The organism is Burkholderia metallica (assembly GCF_001718555.1).
Taxonomy (GTDB): Bacteria; Pseudomonadota; Gammaproteobacteria; order Burkholderiales; family Burkholderiaceae; genus Burkholderia; species Burkholderia metallica.
This window is the reverse complement of sequence record NZ_CP013401.1, coordinates 2,022,355-2,041,100: the sequence shown is the minus strand read 5'-3', so window position 1 is coordinate 2,041,100 and position 18,746 is coordinate 2,022,355. Positions and strand designations below refer to the sequence as shown.

Annotated in this window: 18 protein-coding genes; 9 read left to right on the top strand and 9 right to left on the bottom strand. The window is 68.3% G+C overall.

The features are described from left to right. Positions 1–54: 54 nt before the first annotated feature. Positions 55–606 (top strand): DUF6013 family protein, encoded by a 552-nt coding sequence (locus WJ16_RS09125; RefSeq protein WP_069258018.1) that lies wholly within the window; start codon positions 55–57, stop codon positions 604–606. A 329-nt stretch (positions 607–935) separates the two neighbouring features. Here WJ16_RS09125 and WJ16_RS09120 read toward each other — a convergent pair whose 3' ends face one another. Next, positions 936–1,739 carry an ABC transporter permease gene (locus WJ16_RS09120; protein ID WP_069256792.1) on the bottom strand — a complete coding sequence of 268 codons (804 nt, stop codon included), beginning with the start codon at positions 1,737–1,739 and terminating at the stop codon, positions 936–938. Then, positions 1,736–2,437, bottom strand: coding sequence for an ABC transporter ATP-binding protein (locus WJ16_RS09115; RefSeq protein ID WP_069256791.1), 702 nt, complete (start codon positions 2,435–2,437; stop codon positions 1,736–1,738). The genes WJ16_RS09120 and WJ16_RS09115 overlap by 4 nt, the downstream gene beginning before the upstream one ends. A gap of 152 nt (positions 2,438–2,589) precedes the next feature. On the opposite strand from WJ16_RS09115, the gene WJ16_RS09110 reads away from it, so the two are divergent. After that, complete coding sequence (locus tag WJ16_RS09110; RefSeq protein ID WP_069256790.1) at positions 2,590–4,875, top strand: AsmA family protein; 2,286 nt, start codon at positions 2,590–2,592, stop codon at positions 4,873–4,875. A gap of 6 nt (positions 4,876–4,881) precedes the next feature. On the opposite strand, the gene WJ16_RS09105 is transcribed toward WJ16_RS09110, so the two are convergent. After that, on the bottom strand, positions 4,882–5,334 hold the full coding sequence (locus WJ16_RS09105; protein ID WP_069256789.1) for a lipocalin-like domain-containing protein: 453 nt from the start codon (positions 5,332–5,334) through the stop codon (positions 4,882–4,884). 170 nt (positions 5,335–5,504) lie between these two features. Between WJ16_RS09105 and WJ16_RS09100 the strand changes: the two genes are divergently transcribed. The 6 genes from WJ16_RS09100 to WJ16_RS09075 all read left to right on the top strand — a co-directional run bounded on the left by WJ16_RS09100 (position 5,505) and on the right by WJ16_RS09075 (position 12,429). Then, complete coding sequence (locus tag WJ16_RS09100) at positions 5,505–7,097, top strand: ABC-F family ATPase (protein ID WP_069256788.1); 1,593 nt, start codon at positions 5,505–5,507, stop codon at positions 7,095–7,097. Positions 7,098–7,347: 250 nt separating this feature from the next. Then, the gene (locus WJ16_RS09095) at positions 7,348–8,097 is read left to right on the top strand and encodes an FkbM family methyltransferase (RefSeq protein WP_069256787.1); all 750 of its coding nucleotides are present in this window, start codon (positions 7,348–7,350) and stop codon (positions 8,095–8,097) included. After that, a complete protein-coding gene (locus WJ16_RS09090; protein WP_069256786.1) occupies positions 8,098–9,090 on the top strand; it encodes a phosphotransferase enzyme family protein in 993 nt (330 codons plus the stop codon). A 1-nt stretch (position 9,091) separates the two neighbouring features. Further along, positions 9,092–9,970 carry a 4Fe-4S cluster-binding domain-containing protein gene (locus WJ16_RS09085; protein WP_069258017.1) on the top strand — a complete coding sequence of 293 codons (879 nt, stop codon included), beginning with the start codon at positions 9,092–9,094 and terminating at the stop codon, positions 9,968–9,970. A 175-nt stretch (positions 9,971–10,145) separates the two neighbouring features. Then, positions 10,146–11,216 (top strand): asparagine synthase-related protein, encoded by a 1,071-nt coding sequence (locus tag WJ16_RS09080; RefSeq protein WP_069256785.1) that lies wholly within the window; start codon positions 10,146–10,148, stop codon positions 11,214–11,216. A 7-nt stretch (positions 11,217–11,223) separates the two neighbouring features. After that, positions 11,224–12,429: a glycosyltransferase gene (locus WJ16_RS09075; protein WP_069256784.1), complete on the top strand. Its 1,206-nt coding sequence runs from the start codon at positions 11,224–11,226 to the stop codon at positions 12,427–12,429. Here the strand turns inward: WJ16_RS09075 and WJ16_RS09070 are convergent. Beyond that, positions 12,386–13,075, bottom strand: coding sequence for a cephalosporin hydroxylase family protein (locus WJ16_RS09070; RefSeq protein ID WP_069256783.1), 690 nt, complete (start codon positions 13,073–13,075; stop codon positions 12,386–12,388). The genes WJ16_RS09075 and WJ16_RS09070 overlap by 44 nt on opposite strands. Between WJ16_RS09070 and WJ16_RS09065 the strand changes: the two genes are divergently transcribed. After that, positions 13,074–14,069, top strand: coding sequence for a phosphotransferase (locus tag WJ16_RS09065; RefSeq protein ID WP_208606984.1), 996 nt, complete (start codon positions 13,074–13,076; stop codon positions 14,067–14,069). The genes WJ16_RS09070 and WJ16_RS09065 overlap by 2 nt on opposite strands. 11 nt (positions 14,070–14,080) lie before the next feature. Here WJ16_RS09065 and WJ16_RS09060 read toward each other — a convergent pair whose 3' ends face one another. The 5 genes from WJ16_RS09060 to WJ16_RS09040 form a co-directional block, all read right to left on the bottom strand. Next, entirely contained in the window at positions 14,081–14,656 is a 576-nt protein-coding gene (locus tag WJ16_RS09060; RefSeq protein WP_069256781.1) for a polysaccharide deacetylase family protein, read from the bottom strand. Positions 14,657–14,796: 140 nt separating this feature from the next. Next, positions 14,797–15,606 (bottom strand): ABC transporter ATP-binding protein, encoded by an 810-nt coding sequence (locus WJ16_RS09055; protein ID WP_069256780.1) that lies wholly within the window; start codon positions 15,604–15,606, stop codon positions 14,797–14,799. Next, positions 15,599–16,663, bottom strand: coding sequence for a FecCD family ABC transporter permease (locus tag WJ16_RS09050; protein ID WP_069256779.1), 1,065 nt, complete (start codon positions 16,661–16,663; stop codon positions 15,599–15,601). The genes WJ16_RS09055 and WJ16_RS09050 overlap by 8 nt, the downstream gene beginning before the upstream one ends. Then, entirely contained in the window at positions 16,660–17,580 is a 921-nt protein-coding gene (locus tag WJ16_RS09045; protein WP_236858152.1) for an alpha/beta hydrolase, read from the bottom strand. The genes WJ16_RS09050 and WJ16_RS09045 overlap by 4 nt, the downstream gene beginning before the upstream one ends. Positions 17,581–17,602: 22 nt before the next feature. Continuing rightward, on the bottom strand, positions 17,603–18,724 hold the full coding sequence (locus tag WJ16_RS09040; protein WP_084636037.1) for an ABC transporter substrate-binding protein: 1,122 nt from the start codon (positions 18,722–18,724) through the stop codon (positions 17,603–17,605). Positions 18,725–18,746: the final 22 nt, after the last annotated feature.

Here is an 18,746-nt window from a genome sequence, read left to right as displayed (position 1 = left end):
ATGCATCGAAAACCGCGCGGCACGCGCGTGCCGCCGCATACCAAGGAGGTCAGCATGAGCCAACGCAGCTTGTCAGTCGCCGCATCGTGGTCGGTCGTGTTCGCGGCGGCGTGCGTCAGCGCGAGCGTATTCGCGGCGCCGCCGGTCAAGGGCAGCCTGAAGGGAGGCGGTACCGGACAGCTCGAATACACGGTCAAGGTCGACTCGAAGACCTTCGGCAATACGCAGGAGACCCGCAAGATCCGCTCGGGCGAAACGGACGACTTCAACTGGAAGTCGGTGCCGCCGAGCGGTGCGGTCGCGATGCCGGACGGCTGCCCGAACACCGACAGCCTGCCGCGCGACGCGAACGGCGCGATGGTTCGCCAGACCCAGGTGCGGCTCGCGCCGTCGATCGACGCGAAGGGCATCGCCAACGTGCAGATGAGCTTCCAGGCGGCCGCGCCGAAGGGCACGCGCAACGTGACGGCCGGCGGCAAGTCGCTGCAGTGCCCGGACGTCGTGGCGGTGAGCCAGGTGAAGTGGGTATCGATTCCGACCAACGGCGGTTCGAAGACCGTCACGATGAGCGACGGCACGAAGGTGACGGTGTCGATCAAGCGCTGAGTGGCGCGACGCGCGGGCCGGCCCGGCGGCACGTGACCGTTTCGTGTCGCCGTCACGGTGCTTGACGGCGATCTGCGTGGCCTTGTCGTGTTGCGGCAACGTACGGCAGCATCGCGGGACGTCATGGATGCGTCACGCGATGTTCGCCCGCATCATCCCTTTCCTGTCACGACCTCTCCATCAAATGCCGAATGCGCGCGGTGCGTCGCGTCGGTCGACGGGCTCGCGCCGGACGCGGATATCGCAGCCGTGCTGCGGCAGACGATCGGCAAGCGCGTCGGCGCGCGCTGACCGGCGAACCGCGCGAGCGAAGCGCGCGGCGCCGCAGGTCAGTGCGCGCGTTCTTCCAGCCGCGCCGCGAGAAAGCGGTGATCGGCCGAGAACAGCCGGCGATAGGTCATCAGCACCGCACCGACGGTCCCGAGCGCGGAGGCCGCGGCGATCAGGAACATGATCACGATCTGGTAGCGCACGGCTTGCAGCGGCGACTGGCCGGCCAGCACCTGGCCCGTCATCATCCCCGGCAGGCTCACGACGCCGACGACGGCCATCTGGTTGAGCGTCGGCAGCATGCCGGCGCGCACGGCCTGGCGCGCGGCGTCCTGCGCGGCTTCCCAGCGCGTCGCGCCGAGCGCGAGCGCCGTTTCGACGCGATCGCGGCGTGCGGTGAGTTCTTCCATCATCCGCTCGACACCGAGCGACACACCGGTGAGCGTATTGCCGAGAATCATCCCGAGGATCGGGATCGCGTATTGCGGCGCGTACCACGGATGGATGCGGATCACGACGAACAGGCCGACCGCCGCGACGAACCAGCTGCTGAACCAGATCGACACGATGCTGTCGATGCGCTGGCCGCGATACGTGCGCCTGGCGCGCCCCGCGCCGGCGAACCCGGCGATCAGCGTCATCAGCGCGGTGAGGGGCAGCACGACGTACCAGTGAGGATGCCCGAACACCCAGCCGAGCACGTAGCCGATCGCGAGCAGCTGCACGACGGTGCGCACCGCCGCGAGTGCGAGCTTGCGGCCGAGGCCGAGCGACAGCGCCATCGAGATCGCGCCGTTGACCGCGACGAGCGCGGCGGCAATGCCGACGTCGACGAGACTCAGGTCCTGCAGCGCCGGGCTCATTGCGTCGTCTCCGTCGGGTTGGCGACGTGCATCACGCCGGCCTGCATCACGAGCCGCATCGTGCCGATGCGGGCGGCCTGGGCCGGATCGTGCGAGATCCACATGTAGGCGCGCGCGTCGGGCGCCGCGTCGAACCATGCGCCGACCAGCGTCTCGATCGCGCGCGCCGATTCCGGATCGAGCGCGGACGTCGGCTCGTCGAGCAGCAGGACGTCGGGGTCGAGCTGCAGCACGCGCAGCAGCGCGGCGATCTGCGCTTCGCCGCCCGACAGGTCGCTCGCGCGCTTGTCGAGAAAGTCGGGGCCGCGGCCCGCCTGCGCGGCGAGCGCTTCGGCGCGTGCGCGATCGAACGTCGCATCGCGATAGATCGCGAGCGAGTACGGATAGCGCAGTTGCGCTTCGACGGTGCCGTCCATCTGCGCGGGGCGCTGGCGCACGTACGCGACGCTGCGCCGGTAACGCGGAATCACGTTGCGCCGGATCCGCTGGCCGCGCCACAGGATCTGGCCGCCATCGAGCGGATCGAGCAGCGCGAGCGCCCGCAGCAGGACGCTCTTGCCCGACCCGGACGGACCGGTGATAGCAATTCGCGATCCCGCTGCGAGGCTGAAATCGGTCGGTGCCAGCAGCGTCTTGCCGCTACTGGCGTCGCGCCGCGTGATGCGCTGCGCATCGATGAGACCGGTGGGGGCAGTCATGTCAAAAGTGAAAAAAAGCGTTAATGGCGCCGAAGCGTCGCGTTGGCGTGCGTCATAATACCGATTGAAAAGCTGCGAGTGTCGTGCGCCGTTCGTCCACACAAGCGGCCCGGCATGGCGCGGCAACATTTCAGAACAACAACGGAACCGCCATGACGCTAACCCGAGCCATCGGCAAATCGGCTGCATGGATCGCCGGAATCGTCGCGGTGCTCATCGCGGCGGCCGGCATCTTTCTCTACGTCTTCGACTGGAATCGAGCGAAGCCGTGGGTCAACGAACAGGTCAGTGCCGCACTCGGCCGCCCGTTCGCGATCAACGGCGACCTGAAGGTCGGCTGGCGTCGCCCCGACGGCGAAACCGGCTGGCGGGCATGGGTGCCCTGGCCGAGTTTTTCGGCCACGCAGCTCGAGATCGGCAACCCCGACTGGGCGAAGGCGCCCAAGTTCGTCACGCTCGATGCCGCGCACTTCGATCTCGCGATCCTGCCGCTGCTCGCGCATGAAATCGTGATCCCGTCGATCGACGTCGTGAATCCGGCCGTCGATCTCGAGCGGCTGGCCGACGGCCGCAACACGTGGACCTTCCAGTTCAAGCAATCGTCGCAGCCGTCGCCGTGGAAAGTGCGGCTCGACAGCTTCGGCTTCGCGAAGGGCACCGTCACGTATCGCGACGCGATCACGAAGGCCGACCTGACCGTCGCGATCGATACGCTCGGGCAGCCGATTCCGCTCGGCGACGTGCTGAAGGAACAGGAGCAGACGTCACGCGCGGCATCGGCGCAACGCGTCGGCAAGCATGGCGCCGCGCAGTTGAGCGCGAAGGCGAATGCGCAGGCCGCGTCGGGCGCTTCCGGCGCGCAGGCTGCGAGCGGGGCGTCGGGGGCCGCCGGGGCGTCGGCTGCGTCGGCCGTCGTGTCGGCTTCGTCGTCGTCCGCTTCGTCCGCATCGGCTGCCGCCGCGTCCGGTGCAAGCGGCGCCGCGGCACCCGCGAAGCCGGCCGGCCCGACCTATGCGTTCGGGCTGAAGGTCGACGGCCGCTACAAGAACGTGCCGATCAGCGGGACCGGCAAGGTCGGCGGCGTGCTCGCGATCGAGGACACGTCGCGGCCGTTCCCGCTGCAGGCCGACGTGAAGGCGGGCGACACGCGGCTCGCGATCGTCGGTACGCTGACCGACCCGATGCATCTCGCGGCGATCGACCTGCGGCTGTGGCTGCAGGGCACGTCGATGTCGCATCTCTACCAGCTCACCGGCATCACGCTGCCCGATACGCCGCCTTACGCGACCGAAGGGAGGCTGATCGGCAACTTCAAGCCGCACGCGAGCACGTTCCGCTACGAGAACTTCAACGGTCGCGTCGGCGGCAGCGATCTCGGCGGGACGCTCGTCTATGCGCAGCGCGAGCCGCGGCCGAAGCTGTCGGGCGAACTCGTGTCGAACCTGCTGCAGTTCTCCGACCTCGCGCCGGTGATCGGCGCGGATACGGCCGCGAGCAAGGCCAAGCGCGGCGACACGACGCGTCAGCCGCCGGACCGCGTGCTGCCGGTCGAGACGTTCCGGACCGACCGCTGGCGCGCGATCGACGCGGACGTGAAGTTCACCGGCCGCAAGCTCGTCAAGAGCGCGAACCTGCCGATCACCAATCTGTACACGCACATTCTGATGCAGGACGGCGTGCTGACGCTCGAGCCGCTGCAGTTCGGCGTCGCGGGCGGCACGCTGGCGACGACCGCGCATCTCGACGGCAGCGGCACGCCGCTGAAGGGCCGCTTCACCGTGGCCGCGCGGCATCTGAAGCTCAAGCAGCTGTTCCCGACGCAGCAGGTCATGCAGTCGGCGCTCGGTGAAATCAACGGCGACGCGTCGCTGTCGGCGACGGGCAATTCTCCGGCCGCGCTGGCCGCGACGTCGACCGGCGAAGTGAAGGCGCTCGTCACGAACGGCCGCATCAGCCGCCTGCTGATGGAAGCGGCGGGGCTGAACGTCGCGAACGTCGTCTACGAGAAGCTGTTCGGCAACCGCGACGTGAACATCAATTGCGCGGCGATCGACTTCGTCGCGACCAACGGGATGCTCGACCCGAAGGTGTTCGCGCTCGATACGGACGACGCGCTGATCAACGTCGACGGCCCGATCAACCTGCGCGACGAATCAATCGACCTGAAGATCCATCCGCATACGAAGGGCTTCCGGATCTTCTCGCTGCGCTCGCCGCTGTACGCGAAGGGCACCTTCAAGAATCCGAAGGTCGGCGTCGACGCGGGCGCGCTCGCGCTGCGCGCCGGCGCGATGGTCGGGCTCGGGTTGATCAACCCGTTCGCGGCGCTGATTCCGCTGATCGCGCCGAGCAACAACCGCGACGTGCCGTGTTCGGAGCTGTTCGGGCAGATGAACGCGAAGGCCGCGCAGAAGGCCGCCGCGAAGGCCGGCAAGTGACGCGCGTCAGCGGGCCGCGCGCACCCAGAGCAGCACGGCGTCGACGTCGCGACCGTCGATCCGCACCGGCGCGGCGGTGCCGAGCTGCAGGCGGTCGCCGTCGAGCCTGACGGCGCGCTGCTGCACGTTGCCGACCCAGTTCGGGAACAGGCTGATGTCCATTTCGTGGGTCAGCGTGCCGTCGTCGGCCACCTGAAAGGGGCCGGAATAGGCGATGTAGCCGCCGGCGGCGGCCGCGCGCTCGTCGGTGGTGCCGCCCTGCAGGTCGCCGTCGGCATAGGGCGGGCGGCCGGGTGCCATCAGCTGGGCGGACATGTAGCCGTCCGGCGTATAGAGGATCCAGCCGCGCACGTCGCGGCCGAGCGGGTAGACGACCGCGCTGCCGTCGCGCGGGCGGATTTCGTAGGACACGAGGCGCCATGCGCCGACGAGTTGTTCTCGAAGCTGGCTGGCAAGCATGCGGGATTCCGGTAGGGCGGCGGCAGCGCGTGTGCCGCCGTATTGGCGGGCCGCCGGCGGCAGGGTCGGATGGGCCGGAATAGGCCGCCCGGGCGGTACGGTCGGCAGTTTCTCCGACTCCTGCTAAAATACACGGTTTTCCGTCGATTTCTCTCTTAACGGGACCTGCCGTGCTTTCTACTGCCAACATCACGATGCAATTCGGGCCGAAGCCCTTGTTCGAGAATATCTCGGTCAAATTCGGCGAGGGCAACCGCTATGGTCTGATCGGCGCGAACGGCTGCGGCAAGTCGACGTTCATGAAGATCCTCGGCGGCGACCTCGAGCCGAGCGCCGGCAACGTCGCGCTGGAACCGAACGTCCGTCTCGGCAAGCTGCGCCAGGACCAGTTCGCATACGAAGACGTGCGCGTGCTCGACGTCGTGATGATGGGCCACACCGAGATGTGGGCCGCGATGACCGAGCGCGACGCGATCTACGCGAACCCGGAAGCCACCGACGACGACTACATGCACGCGGCCGAGCTCGAAGGCAAGTTCGCCGAATACGGCGGCTACGACGCCGAGGCGCGCGCGGGCGCGTTGCTGCTCGGCATCGGCATCGAGGAAAAATTCCACAACGGCACGATGAGCGACGTCGCGCCGGGCTGGAAGCTGCGCGTGCTGCTCGCGCAGGCGCTGTTCTCGAAGCCGGACGTGCTGCTGCTCGACGAACCGACCAACAACCTCGACATCAACTCGATCCGTTGGCTCGAGCACACGCTCAACGAGTACAACTCGACGATGATCATCATCTCGCACGATCGTCACTTCCTGAACTCGGTGTGCACGCACATGGCCGACATGGACTTCGGCACGCTGAAGGTCTGGCCGGGCAACTACGACGACTACATGCTCGCGTCGGCCCAGGCGCGCGAGCGTCAGGCCGCGGCGAACGCACGGGCGAAGGAGCGCGTGGCCGAACTGCAGGACTTCGTGCGCCGCTTCTCGGCGAACAAGTCGAAGGCGCGCCAGGCGACCAGCCGTGCCAAGCAGATCGACAAGATCAAGATCGAGGAATTCAAGCCGTCGTCGCGCCAGAACCCGTTCATCCGCTTCGAGTTCGAGAAGAAGCTGCACAACGTCGCGGTGGTGGCGGAAGAGATCACGAAGAAGTACGAACGCACGATCTTCCAGAACTTCAACCTGTCGGTGCAGCCGGGCGAGCGCATCGCGATCATCGGCGAGAACGGCGCGGGCAAGACGACGCTGCTGCGCTCGTTGCTCGGCGCGCTCGCGCTCGACCACGGCACGGTGAAGTGGTCCGAGAACGCGAATGTCGGCTACATGCCGCAGGACACGTACGAGGAGTTCCCGGACGACATCACGCTGATGGACTGGATCGACCAGTACCGCAAGGACGGCGACGACGAAACGATGGTGCGCGGCACGCTGGGCCGCCTGTTGTTCTCGTCGGACGACATCAAGAAGTCGGTGAAGGTGCTGTCGGGCGGCGAGAAGGGCCGCATGATCTGGGGCAAGCTGATGCTCGGCCGCCACAACGTGCTGCTGATGGACGAGCCGACCAACCACATGGACATGGAATCGATCGAGTCGCTGCAGATCGCGCTCGAGCAGTTCGAAGGCACGCTGATTTTCGTGTCGCACGACCGCGAATTCGTGAGCGGGCTGGCGAACCGGATCATCGAAGTGCGCACGGACGGCACGCTGTTCGACTTCGGCGGCAATTACGAGGAGTTCCTGACGAGCCAGGGGCAGGAGTAAGTGTCCTGACGCTTCCTTTCATGTGCCGCGGCTTCGCAATACGAAGCCTGCGCGCATAGACCGAAGCCGCGAGCCGGAATCTCTCGGGCCCGCATCGACAGCGTAGTCGAGGCGGGCTTTTTCATTTCCACGCATTCCCGCGGGGACGAAGCCCGGCTGCATCGCGCATTCCCGTTTCCTCGCATCGACCGACTTCGGGTAAATTACGCTCCGGATACCTCCCTCAATTCCGACCCGGAGCCGCCCCTCGATGCAGGACCGTCCTTTGCCGCTCGACCTGTCCGGCCTTGCGCCAAGCCTGTACGCGCAGGGCACCGAGGAGGGCATCCTGTCGCGCCTGATGGAGCGGATCGCGCCGATCCACCGCTTCTGCGTCGATGTCGGCGCGAGCGACGGCCTGCGCAACAGCAACACGGCGCGCCTGTTGCGTGAACGGGAATGGTCCGGCGTGTTGGTGGAAGGCAGTGCGTACCGTTTCGGCAAGCTGGCCGCGCATTACGCCGGCGCGAGCCGCGTTCGATTGCACCACGACCGCGTTCAGCCCGACACGATCGACACGTTGCTCGCCGATGCGGGCACGCCACCCGATTTCGACCTGCTGTCGATCGACATCGACGGCAACGACTACTGGGTGTGGCGCGGCCTGCAGGCGTTTCAGCCGCGCATCGTCGTGATCGAATACAACCCGTACTACACGCCGCCCGAGCGCTGGGTCATGTGCTTCAATCCAGACCACGAATGGGACGGGTCGACCTATTACGGCGCGAGCCTCGAATCGCTCGTTCACCTCGGCCGGCAGAAGGGTTATGAACTCGTTTGCTGCGACGACATGGGCAACAACGCGTTCTTCGTGCGGCAGGATCTGTATCCGCTGCTCGGCATCGCGAACAACGATCCGTCGGTGCTGTTCCGGCCGGCGATGTACAAGCTGCGCTACGTCGGCCACAACACGTTCCTGAGCGGCCATCCGTATCGCTACGGGCCGGCCGAGGCTATCTGAATGGACTCGCTCGCCGCGACCTTCGACGAGATCCGCGATGCCTATGCGCTGCGCCGTGGCGGGCCGCCGCGCCAGGTCGGCGAACGCGTGTGGCACCTGCCGACCGACGACGGCGGTGTAGCGGTCAAGCTTTACGCGTCCGAACATCGCGCGCGAGCGGCGAAGGAAGCTGCCGTGCTCGCGCACTTTGAGACGCACGGCGATGCACGCTTCCGTGTGCAGGCACTGAAACGCACGGCAGACGGCGCACCGCTGTGGACGGGAGCGAACGAACACGCGATGCTGACGCGCTGGGAAGCCGGGCGGTTCAGAACCTACGACACGTTTTCGCCGGCCGAATGGGCGGCGCTGGGCACGAGTCTCGGCGCGTTGCACACGAGTCTCGAACGGCTTCATCTGCCGCAGATCGACACGATCCACGCACGGCTGGCGGCGATCGACGCGGACGCGGTACGCCGCAGCCTGCTCGACGCGCTGGATCGCGTGCGCTCGCACGACGGCGCCGACAGCCTGCGCCGCTATGTCGATCTCGCGCTGCGCCTGCTCGAGCGCTACTATCCGGGCAGCATCGACGCGTTTCCCGCCGACGATCCGCAGCACCCGATCCACAATGATTACAACCAGTTCAACTATCTGTTCACGGGCGCGCTGCCGCCGCTGATCGTCGACTGGGAAGCGTCGATCGGCGCGCCGCGCGAATACGAACTGGTGCGGTGCCTGAACCATCTGCCGCTGGAGGCGCCGCACCTCGCGCAAGCGTTCGTGCGCGCGTATCGGCGGGCCCGGCCCGTGGACCCGGCGCGCATTGCATGGGCGGTCGATGCCGCGTGCGTGCAGCACGCGCTGAAGCTCTGGATCGTGCAAGGCTGGCTCGACGAACCGTCGCGTTTCGCATCGCATCTGAACGGCGCGGTGACGATGGCGTCCGCGATGGTGGATGCGCGCGAGCGTCTCGTCGATTTCTTTTCCCGTTGTGTGGACGCAGGACGCTGACGTGAATGCGAATCTGAACCGGATTGCGAATCCGCCGCCGCCGGCCGAGCGGCAGCATGTGTTTCCGCCGCCGCTGGATCGCGATTACCGCGTCGAAGACGGGTGCGTGCTGACGCGCTCGCTGGAAGCGCACATCGTCGATCACTGCAACCTGACCTGCGCGGAATGCTGCTCGCTGTCGCCGCTGCTGCCGGCGTGGTACGCGCGCCCCGAATCGATCGAGACCGATCTGCGCATCGCCGCGAAGGTGCTGCGCCCGCGCATGTTCAAGCTGGTCGGCGGCGAACCGCTGCTGCATCCGGCGCTCGTCGAACTCGTCGAGCGCGTGCGCGCCACCGGCATCGCACCGGTGATCTCCGTGACGACGAACGGCCTGAAGCTCGGCGAGATGACGGACGCGTTCTGGCAGGCGGTGGATGCGCTGACGATCTCGCGTTACCCGAAACCGGCGCTGTCGTCCGACCTGGTCGCGCACGTCGAGCGTCAGGCGGCGCGCTTCGACGTGCGCCTGAACTGGAAGGTGCAGGACGTGTTCACGACGATGAACCGTGCGCAGCCCGGCACGGATCGCGACGCCGCCCGGCGCCTTTATCACGATTGCTGGATCCGGGAGCGCTGCCATATGATTCGCGACGGCATGTTCTACACGTGCACGCGTCCCGCGCATTTCCATACGCTCTACAACGGCGCGAAGGATTTTCAAGCGGACGGCCTGCGGCTGCGCGACGATGCGGACATGCTCGATGCGATGCTCGCGTATCTGCAACGCGAGGCGCCGCTCGAGGCGTGCCTGCATTGTCAGGGCGGCAGCGCGCCGGTGGCGCCGCATCGCATCCTCAAACGCATCGAAGTGGACGCGTTGAAGGCTCGTTATCCTTGACGTTTTCCTTCGCCCGCTTATAGGCGGAGGATCCCCGCAACCGGCGATGCACGTCCTCGTCGGTGAATGTTTCGCACAGCATTGATATCGCGATCATGCATGACACCCAATTCTGCGCCCTGCGTCCCGAAGGAATCTCCTCGGGGAAGCGCGGCGTTTCCCGGAGCCAATCCCGATGATCGTCGGCACCCGCGACCCGTTCGGTTTCGAGCGTCTGCACTACCACCCGCGCAGCGGCACGTCGGCGTCCGGCATCCGGGCCGTCCTGCACGCCTCGGGGCAGCCGGCCGGCGAGCCGGACGTGGCCGCCATCGCCGGTTACCTGAGCGGCGAGCGTCCGGTCGACCGCACCGTGCTGCGCGATGTGCTCGCGGTGCCGCCCGGCCATGCGCTGATCCGTTCGCCGCAAGGGCTGACCGTGCAGCCGACGCCCGAACGGCCGCAGCGCGCCGATCTGGAAACCGTGCTGCGCGCGTCGCTGCAGCGCGCGCTCGACAGCGGCAAGCGCGTGGCGCTGGCGCTGAGCGGCGGGCTCGATTCGGCGCTGCTGCTGGCGTTGCTGCGCGAGCTCGGCTCGCAGCGGCACGTAACGTCCTACATTCTCGCGACCGACATGCCGGACTACTGCGAACTCGACGCGGCGCTCGAGCTGGCCGAGCAGATGCAGGCGAACGTGAAGATCGTGCGTGCGAACGAGGCCGATTTCGTGGCCGCGCTGCCGCGAACGACGCATGCGGTCGAGGAACCGATGTTCAACCTGCATCCGGTTGCCAAGCTGCTGCTGGCCGAGGCGATGGCCGCGGACGGCGTCGAGGTGGCCATCACCGGCGACGGCGCGGACCAGGTGTTGCGCCGCGACCAGTCGGCCAACTACCTGCCGCTGTGCCATGCGTTGTTCGATGCGGCGGCGGTCGACCTGCATCCGCCGTTTGTCGACGATGCGGTCGTCGCGCATCTGACGAGCATCGCGCCCGACCCGAACAAGCAGTGCCTGCGCGATCTGGGCGCGCGCCTGAACCTGCCGGAGCGTCTCGTGCACGGCCCCAAGCGCGGGCGGCTCGCCCCGGCGATGGACCTCGCGGCACTGCTCGATCGCGACCGCGCGTGCGCGCTGGCCGACACGCTCGGTCTTGCCGCGCCCACGCTGCAGGCGGATACCGAACGCGTGCTGTGGACGACGCTGATGCTGATCCTCGATCATCTCGACCACTTCGATCATCGCGATGCCGCGCATCGCCTAACCTGAGCCGTTCATGAAACGCATCCTGTTCTGCGTGGTGCCCGAAAAAGGGCACGTCAATCCGTGTATCGGCCCGGCGCAGCATCTGCGCGCCGCCGGCTGCGACGTCGCGTTCTATGCGCCGGCCGACATCAGCGCGCAGCTCGATGGCGCCGGCGACTTCGCGTTCGTCGGGCCGCGCGAGACGCCCGAACGCCACGACCTGTCGCGCGGCGCGAGCTTCGCCGCGAACATTCGCGACGCCGACTGGTTGCGGCACTGGATCCGCACGCTGCTGATCGACCTCGCGCCCGCGCAGGTCGACGGTATACGCGCGGTCCTGCGCGAATGGCAACCGGACGTGGTCGTGATCGATCCGCTGCTCTATGCGGCGGCGATTGCGGCCGAGCTGGAAGGGCTGCCGTGGGTCTCGATGTCCAATTCGCTGAATCCGGTGTTGCCGGACGATCTCGATTCGGAGCTGCTGCGCACGGTACGCTGGCTCGCACCGGAACGCACGCGCCTGTTCGCGCGCTACGGCCTTGACGCGCGTTTTCGCGGTTGCGACATCCTGTCGCCGCATCTGACGCTCGCGTTCACGACCGACGCGCTGGTCGGTGCGCCGCCGCCAGGTATCGAACTGGTCGGCCCCGCGCTGCCGTCCGGCCCGCGCGGCGACGAGACGGCGTTCCAGTGGGAACGCCTCGATGCGGATCGCCCGCTCGTCTACATGTCGCTCGGCAGCCAGCTTTACTACCATCCCGACGTATTTGCGAAGGTCATCGAAGCCACGCGCGCGACGTCGGCGCAACTGGTGCTGTCGGTGGGCGAACTGGTCGATTCGGATCTGCTGCCGACCGGTGACGAGCGCGTCGTCGCGGTGCGTTATGTGCCGCAACTGGCGCTGCTGCGGCGCACGCACGCGTTCGTCAGCCACGGCGGCGCGAATTCGGTGATGGAGTCGCTCGCGTGCGGTGTGCCGATGCTGGTGTCGCCGTTCTGCAACGACCAGTTCCATTCGGCCCATTTCGTCGAGCGGGCCGGTGCCGGATGCGTACTGGATCTGCAGCAGGCCGGCGTGACGGACATCACCGATGCGCTCGAACGCCTGTTGCGTCCCGGTTCGTTGCGCGAGCATGCGGCGAGAATCCGTGCGAGCTACGCGCGCGATGGTTCGGCGCAGGCCGCGCGCCTGATCAGCGCACTCGCTTCAGGAAGCCGCCTGGCGACAGCGTCATGAGCACGCGGTCCTCGATGTCCTCGTCGACCTCGAACCGGTCGTCGCGGGCGAGAAATTCGCGCACGGCCGTAGCCGGGTTGTTGCCTTTGCCGTACGGCTTGCCGTCGAACATCGATGCCGGCAAGTACTCCATGATGGTGTCCATCACGATCGCGTAGCTGCCGGGCGTCACGAGTGGCGCATAGCATTCGAGTTCGCGCAGCACGTGTGAGTGGGTATGCGCGAGATCGAGGATTGCCATCACGCGCGCGCCGTCGCCGATCTGCGCGCGCACCGACGCGAGCGTGTCGGCCGCGCACGATTCACCTTCGATCAGCACCATGCGATGGGCGAGCCGGTGCGATTGCAGGCGTTGCCTGACCTCGTCGCGCAGGCGCGGTTCGATCGCGACGACGCGGCCGCGCTCGCCCGCCAGTTCCAGCATCGACGCGGAGAACACGACACCACCGCCCGCCGCGATGCCGGTCTGCACGATGCAGTCGGGGCGCGCGCGCCAGATCAGTTCCTGGAGCGCGAGCATGTCGCCGGGCAGATGGAAGAAGCGCTCGCCGAGCCAGCGCGTCTGGAACAGATGGTCGAATTCGGCAGCGCGCGTCAGCCATTCGATGTTGATGTCCCGCATGCGGGCCGAAGGACGCTCTGACATGGTCAATGCAACGAATAGGAGTGGTGTGAAAACGCTGGAATCCTGGCTTCACCGGCACTGGAACCTCGGGCCGGCGCGCATGCAGGCGCTGTCGTCGGGCCATACTAACAAAACGTATCTCGTCGAGTGCGATGCGGCGCGCGCGGTGTTGCGCGTGTCGTGGTCCGGCAAACCGGTCGAGCAGGTGCATCGCGAGGCGTCGATACTCGGCCATCTGGGCCGCTCGCGCACGGCGCCGATGCTGCCTGCGCTGCCGCGATTGCGGCCGACCGTGGACGTGCAATCCGGTGTGCAGGCGCCCGATGGAAGCTGGCTGCATCTGTTCGAGCATATCGACGGCAATCCCGGCTTGCCCGACGATGCGCAGGCAGGCGCGATCGATGCGATGCGCGCACTCGCGCATCTGCATGCGTCGCTGGCGGCGATCCCCGCGAGCGAATCCGCGCCGCTGGCATGGCTGACGGCGCGCCATGCGCGCGTCTCGGCACGTGCGACGCCGTCGTTGCCGGCCGACTTGAGCAGCCATTACGACACGATGATCCGGCGGATCGGCGCGCATCTCGACGCCGCGGCCCGCTGGCTGACGGGGCCGGTGCATTGGCTGCACGGCGACTATCACGCGGGCAACCTGCTGTACGTGGGCCACGCGGTGAACGGCGTGCTCGATTTCGACGATGTCGGGCAGGGCGCGCAGTGGCTCGAGGCGGCCTTTGCGCTGTTCGCGCTGTCCCGCGATGCGGGCAGGGACGATCGCTTCGTGTTCGATACGCAACGATGGGAAGTCGGCCTGCAGACCTATGCGGCGACGCGGCGCGATGCTGCGCCGGACTGGATGCGCGACAACCGCGCTGCGCTGATGGCCCTGTTCTGCGCGGACCAGACGCTGATTCATCTGGAAGCCGCCCAGCGCGGCCTGTGGATGCCGGGGCCCGGCATCGGATTTCTCGGTGGCTGGCGGCAGTTGCTGGACGGTGCGACGCCCGGAAGCTGGTAGGTCCCCCTGCGTCAGTCCCGGCGATTCAGGAACAGGCGCACGGCTTCGACCGTGTTGGGTCGCGCTTCTCCATGCCGTGATCCATCGTGCATGCAGAACAGCACGTCGCGATGCTGTGCCGCGCTGTCGGCGACATGTGCGCGCATCGTGTCGCACAGCGCCTGGGGCGACGGCGCCGGGCGCTGCCAGTCGTCCAGTATCGCGGTCCAGCCCGTGTGTTCGCGCCGCAGCCGCGCGAGCACGCCGGCGCGATTGTCCTGCGGCATCAGTCCGTAAGGAAGGCGCAGCGGGATCGCGGCCGGTGCGGGTACGCCGGCCCGGCGATAGGCCTCGCGAATCAGCGCGTCGGTCGCCTCGATCTCGTCGATCAGCGCGTCGTCCGGCAACGCGCCCGGCCTTGCATGCGAATGGGTGTGATTGCCGAGCCGATGACCTTCGCGCGCCATTCGCGCCGCGACGTCGAGCGCGCCCGCCAGGTTCCGGCCGAGCAGGAAGAAGGTCGCCTCGCACGACGCGGCGTGCAGCACGTCGAGCAAGGGCGGTGTCGACGGGCCCGGGCCGTCGTCGAAACTGAGGCGTATGGACATCGCGTGGAGGGCGCGCCGTGTGAGTGGAACCTGAACGATAGCGCAATCCGACGGCTGACCGGGCGAGCCTCGTCAGTGAGCGGAAGCGTGCGGACCCAACGCGGCCGGCCGACACCGCCCGTGCTCAAGCGTTGAATCGCTCAGGCGTCGCAAGCAAGCGCTGGCTCGTCCGGAATCGCCCGCTCCGCCAGCGCGACGTAATCGCCCGACGCCGTGCGCTCGACCCTTGCATCGACCCGGTACGCGCGCCGCAGGTTCGGCGGCGTCAGCACGTCGGCCGGTGCGCCGTCCGCGACGAGTCCGTCGGCGCTCAGCAGCACGAGCCGGTCGCAGAAACGCGATGCGAGATTCAGGTCGTGCATCGCGACCAGCACGATCGCGCCGCGCCGGCGGGCCGCGTCGCCGACCGCCTCCAGCGCGAGCAATTGCCAGCGCAGGTCGAGCGCGCTGGTCGGTTCGTCGAGCAGCAGCAGCGGCGTGTCGCGCACGAGCACCTGCGCGAGCCCGACCATCTGCCGCTGGCCGCCCGACAACCGGTCGAGCGGCGACATCGCCAGCGGGTGCAGCCGCAGCCGCGTGAACACCTGTTGCAAACACCGGTCGTGCGTCGCGTCGGACAGGCCGCCGCAGGTGGCGCGCAACGCGCTGCGCACGGCTTCATAGACGAGCAGCGACGACGGTTGCGGCAAGGTCTGCGGCAGATAGCCGACCTGCCGCGTGTGCTCGCGGCGCGACCCGGACAGCAGGTCGAAGCTGCCGAATGCCGCGCGACCGGTCGCGGACGCGAGCCGCGCCAGCGCGCGCAGCAGCGTCGACTTGCCGACGCCGTTCGGCCCGAGCAGCCCGATCGTCGTGCCCGGCTCGACTGGCGCGAGCGACAGCTCGTCGAGCACGACCCGGGCGCCGTAGCGGACGCACAGCGCGTCGAGTTGCAGCATCGGCTCAGCCATCGAGCCTCCTGCGCCGGCTGACGAGCAGCATGAACAGCGGCACGCCGACCAGCGCGGTGATGATGCCGATCGGCAGCGTCACGCCGGGGATCAGCGTCTTGCTGAGCACGGACGCGCCGGCCAGCATGATCGCGCCGGCGAGCGCCGCGCCCGGCAGGTAGTAGCGATGCTCGTCGCCGACCAGCAGCCGCGCGACGTGCGGCCCGACGAGGCCGACGAAACCGATCGTACCGACGAACGACAGCGCCGTCGCGGACAGCAGGCTGATGCGCGCGAGCGCGACGAGTCGCAGCCGTTCGACCGCGATGCCCATGCTGCGCGCCTGCTCGTGGCCGGCGCGCAGCGCCGTCAACGACGCGACGTCGACACTCGCCCACAGCGTGCAGGTGGCGAATACGCAGGTCAGCAGCACGATCTTGCCCCATGTCGCGCGCGCCAGGCTGCCCATGCTCCAGAACACGATCTGCTGCAACGCATTCGCGTCGGCGACGAATTGCAGCAGCCACAGCAGGGCCTCGAAGCTGAACATCAGGCCAATGCCGAACAGCACGACGGTCTCGGTCGTCGCGCCGTGGCGCCACGCGAGCCAGACGATCAGCAGCGTCGCGGCGCTCGCGCACGCGAACGCGCCGAGCGACAGCGCGACGTTCTCGTTCCACAGCACCAGATGCCAGCCGGAAATCACGACGAGCGATGCGCCGACGCTCGCGGCGGCCGACATGCCGAGCGTGAACGGGCTCGCGAGCGGGTTGTTCAGCACGGTCTGCATTTCGGCGCCGGCGAACCCGAGCGACGCGCCGACGAGCACGGCCATCAGCGCATACGGCAGGCGCACGTCCCACAGGATCACGCGCTGTTCGAGCGGCAGCCCGCCGGGCCGGAACAGGCCGCCGAGCAGGTCGGCGACCGGGAACGGCGACGGGCCGGTCGAGACGTCGACGACGAGCAGCGCGACGAGCACGCCTGCGAGCACGACGAGCGCACCGACACGTCGTGCGGCGACCGCGCGGTAGCGAAGTCGCAGCGACGGAGATGAAACGGGTGTCGTCGTGCTCATGTGGCCGCTCCGGATGCGGGCTCGAAAACCACGCGTGATGCAAGCGCGAGGCTCGGCAGCACGACGCCGCCATGATCTTCGCCGTCGATCAGCCGGAACGCGGCGTCGAGCCCCGAGCGGCCGCCCACCCGCGCGACGAAGTCGCGGGCGGAACTGACCTGCTTGCGCGCCTGCTGGCGGCGCATCCGTTCGGCGTCGGGGTTCGGTGCATCTTCCTCGAGGCAGCCTGCGGTCACGAGGACGCGCAGCGGTGGTGCGAGCGGCGCGGCTTGCGCGGCGAACCGGTCGGCATAAGGCAGCAGCATGCGCTCGCCCCACCAGATCGACGGGCTTGCGGCCACGTAGCGCCGAAACAGGTGCGCGCGCGTGAGCATCGCGTACAGCGTCAGCAGCCCGCCGTACGAGTGGCCGAACAGCGTCTGCCGCTCGGGATCGACCGGCAACTGGCGGGCGAGCCACGGTTGCACGTCGTGCTCGATGAAGTCGAGAAAGCGGTCCGCGACGACGCCGCGCCCGTTCGGCAACGGCGCGAGCGTGTAGTCATCCGCGCGCGCGGCCATGTCGTAGGGCCCGTCGACCGGATAGCCGATGCCTATCACGACGGCCTCGGCGTCGCGCGTGCCGTCCGGCCGCGCGCGGCGATTGCGGGTGAGTTGCGCCGCGAGCGGGAACAGCGCGTTACCGTCGAGCACGGTGAGCACCGGATGGGGCGCCGAGCCAGAACGCTCGGCCGGCAACGCGACGAACAGACGCCGCGTGCGGCCGGCGATCGTCACATCGAACTGGCGGCTGTTCGGCACGAAGACCGGCGGCGCGGCGTCGAGGCCGGGCCACGCACGCGCATCGGCGGCACACGCGGGCGCGAGCCGGTCGCCGAGCGGGCCGGCCAAGCCGGCGACGAGCAGGGAGCGGCGCATGGAGGAGGCGGGCATCCGCATGTCAGGACCCTTCCTGCACCCAGTATTCGCCTTGCAGCGCAACGGGCTGGAAGCGTCGCACCATCGTGTCGAACGTGGCGCGCGGATCGAGATCGGCGAACAGCGCCGGATGCAGCCACTTGGCCATCGCCTGCACGGCGACGACGTTGAACGGCGAATTGTAGAAGTGATGCCAGATCGCATACGCGCGCCGCTCGCGGACCGCGCGCAGCGGCGCGATCTGCGGTCGCTTCAGCGAACGGTCGAGCGAGCGGACGGCGGCGTCGCGCGGCACGCCGGCGCCGAGCGCGAGGCGTTGCGGCGCGCTTTGCAGCGTCTGGAGCGAGCCAATCGCGGTGCCGATGTAGAAATCGGGCTGGCGGCTCAGCAGGTATTCGGGGTTCAGCGTGCCGTGCTCGCCGGGCACACGGCCCTTCGCGACGTTGTTGCCACCGGCGGCGTCGAGCAGGTGGCCCATCATGCCGGTCATCGTGTCGCAGCAGTCGCCCGACAGGCCGACACGGCTTTCGAGGAACACGCTCGGCGCGGCGGGGCGCGCGGTCGCGAGCCGCGTGCGGACGAGGTTGAGCTGCTGCTGCCAGTACACATTGAATTCCGTCGCGCGCTGCGGCGCGCCGAGCACCTGGCCGAGCAGCGCGATGCTGCGCGGCGTGTTGGCGAGCGGGTCGTGCCGGAAGTCGACGAACACGATCGCGACGCCGGCCGCCTCGAGCCGCGCGAGCGTTTCGCGATCGCGCTCGCCGGGGCCGTGGCCGCCGCCGAGCCCGAAGATCGCGACCTGCGGGCGCAGCGCGAGCGCGCGCTCGTCGCTGAAGCTGCCGGACTGCGAGCGTCCGATGCGCGGCACGTCCTTCAGGCGCGGGAAACGCGTGAGCCATTGCGCGTAGCTCGCGGGATCGAGTTGCTCGAAATCACCCATCATGCCCACGAGGCGGCGCGTCGGATCGCCGCCGTCGACCACCGCCAGCGCAGGCAGCAGGCGGCCCTCGCCGAGCAGCACGCGCTCGACGCGCGCGGGAATCCGAACCTGCCGGCCGGCCAGGTCGGTGACGGTCGTGGTGTCCGCCTGCGCGGCCTGCATCGCGAACCAGCCGCACAGCCATACGCCCAGCATGACCCATATTCCGCTTGTCTTTCTCACGTGA

What these genes read in the sequence shown, in the direction of transcription:
- WJ16_RS09125 (WP_069258018.1), top strand. Translation starts at nt 55, where the DNA reads ATGAGCCAACGCAGCTTGTCAGTCGCCGCATCGTGGTCGGTCGTGTTC.
- WJ16_RS09120 (WP_069256792.1), bottom strand. Translation starts at nt 1,739, where the DNA reads ATGAGCCCGGCGCTGCAGGACCTGAGTCTCGTCGACGTCGGCATTGCC.
- WJ16_RS09115 (WP_069256791.1), bottom strand. Translation starts at nt 2,437, where the DNA reads ATGACTGCCCCCACCGGTCTCATCGATGCGCAGCGCATCACGCGGCGC.
- WJ16_RS09110 (WP_069256790.1), top strand. Translation starts at nt 2,590, where the DNA reads ATGACGCTAACCCGAGCCATCGGCAAATCGGCTGCATGGATCGCCGGA.
- WJ16_RS09105 (WP_069256789.1), bottom strand. Translation starts at nt 5,334, where the DNA reads ATGCTTGCCAGCCAGCTTCGAGAACAACTCGTCGGCGCATGGCGCCTC.
- WJ16_RS09095 (WP_069256787.1), top strand. Translation starts at nt 7,348, where the DNA reads ATGCAGGACCGTCCTTTGCCGCTCGACCTGTCCGGCCTTGCGCCAAGC.
- WJ16_RS09090 (WP_069256786.1), top strand. Translation starts at nt 8,098, where the DNA reads ATGGACTCGCTCGCCGCGACCTTCGACGAGATCCGCGATGCCTATGCG.
- WJ16_RS09080 (WP_069256785.1), top strand. Translation starts at nt 10,146, where the DNA reads ATGATCGTCGGCACCCGCGACCCGTTCGGTTTCGAGCGTCTGCACTAC.
- WJ16_RS09075 (WP_069256784.1), top strand. Translation starts at nt 11,224, where the DNA reads ATGAAACGCATCCTGTTCTGCGTGGTGCCCGAAAAAGGGCACGTCAAT.
- WJ16_RS09065 (WP_208606984.1), top strand. Translation starts at nt 13,074, where the DNA reads ATGGTCAATGCAACGAATAGGAGTGGTGTGAAAACGCTGGAATCCTGG.
- WJ16_RS09070 (WP_069256783.1), bottom strand. Translation starts at nt 13,075, where the DNA reads ATGTCAGAGCGTCCTTCGGCCCGCATGCGGGACATCAACATCGAATGG.
- WJ16_RS09060 (WP_069256781.1), bottom strand. Translation starts at nt 14,656, where the DNA reads ATGTCCATACGCCTCAGTTTCGACGACGGCCCGGGCCCGTCGACACCG.
- WJ16_RS09055 (WP_069256780.1), bottom strand. Translation starts at nt 15,606, where the DNA reads ATGGCTGAGCCGATGCTGCAACTCGACGCGCTGTGCGTCCGCTACGGC.
- WJ16_RS09050 (WP_069256779.1), bottom strand. Translation starts at nt 16,663, where the DNA reads ATGAGCACGACGACACCCGTTTCATCTCCGTCGCTGCGACTTCGCTAC.
- WJ16_RS09045 (WP_236858152.1), bottom strand. Translation starts at nt 17,580, where the DNA reads ATGCGCCGCTCCCTGCTCGTCGCCGGCTTGGCCGGCCCGCTCGGCGAC.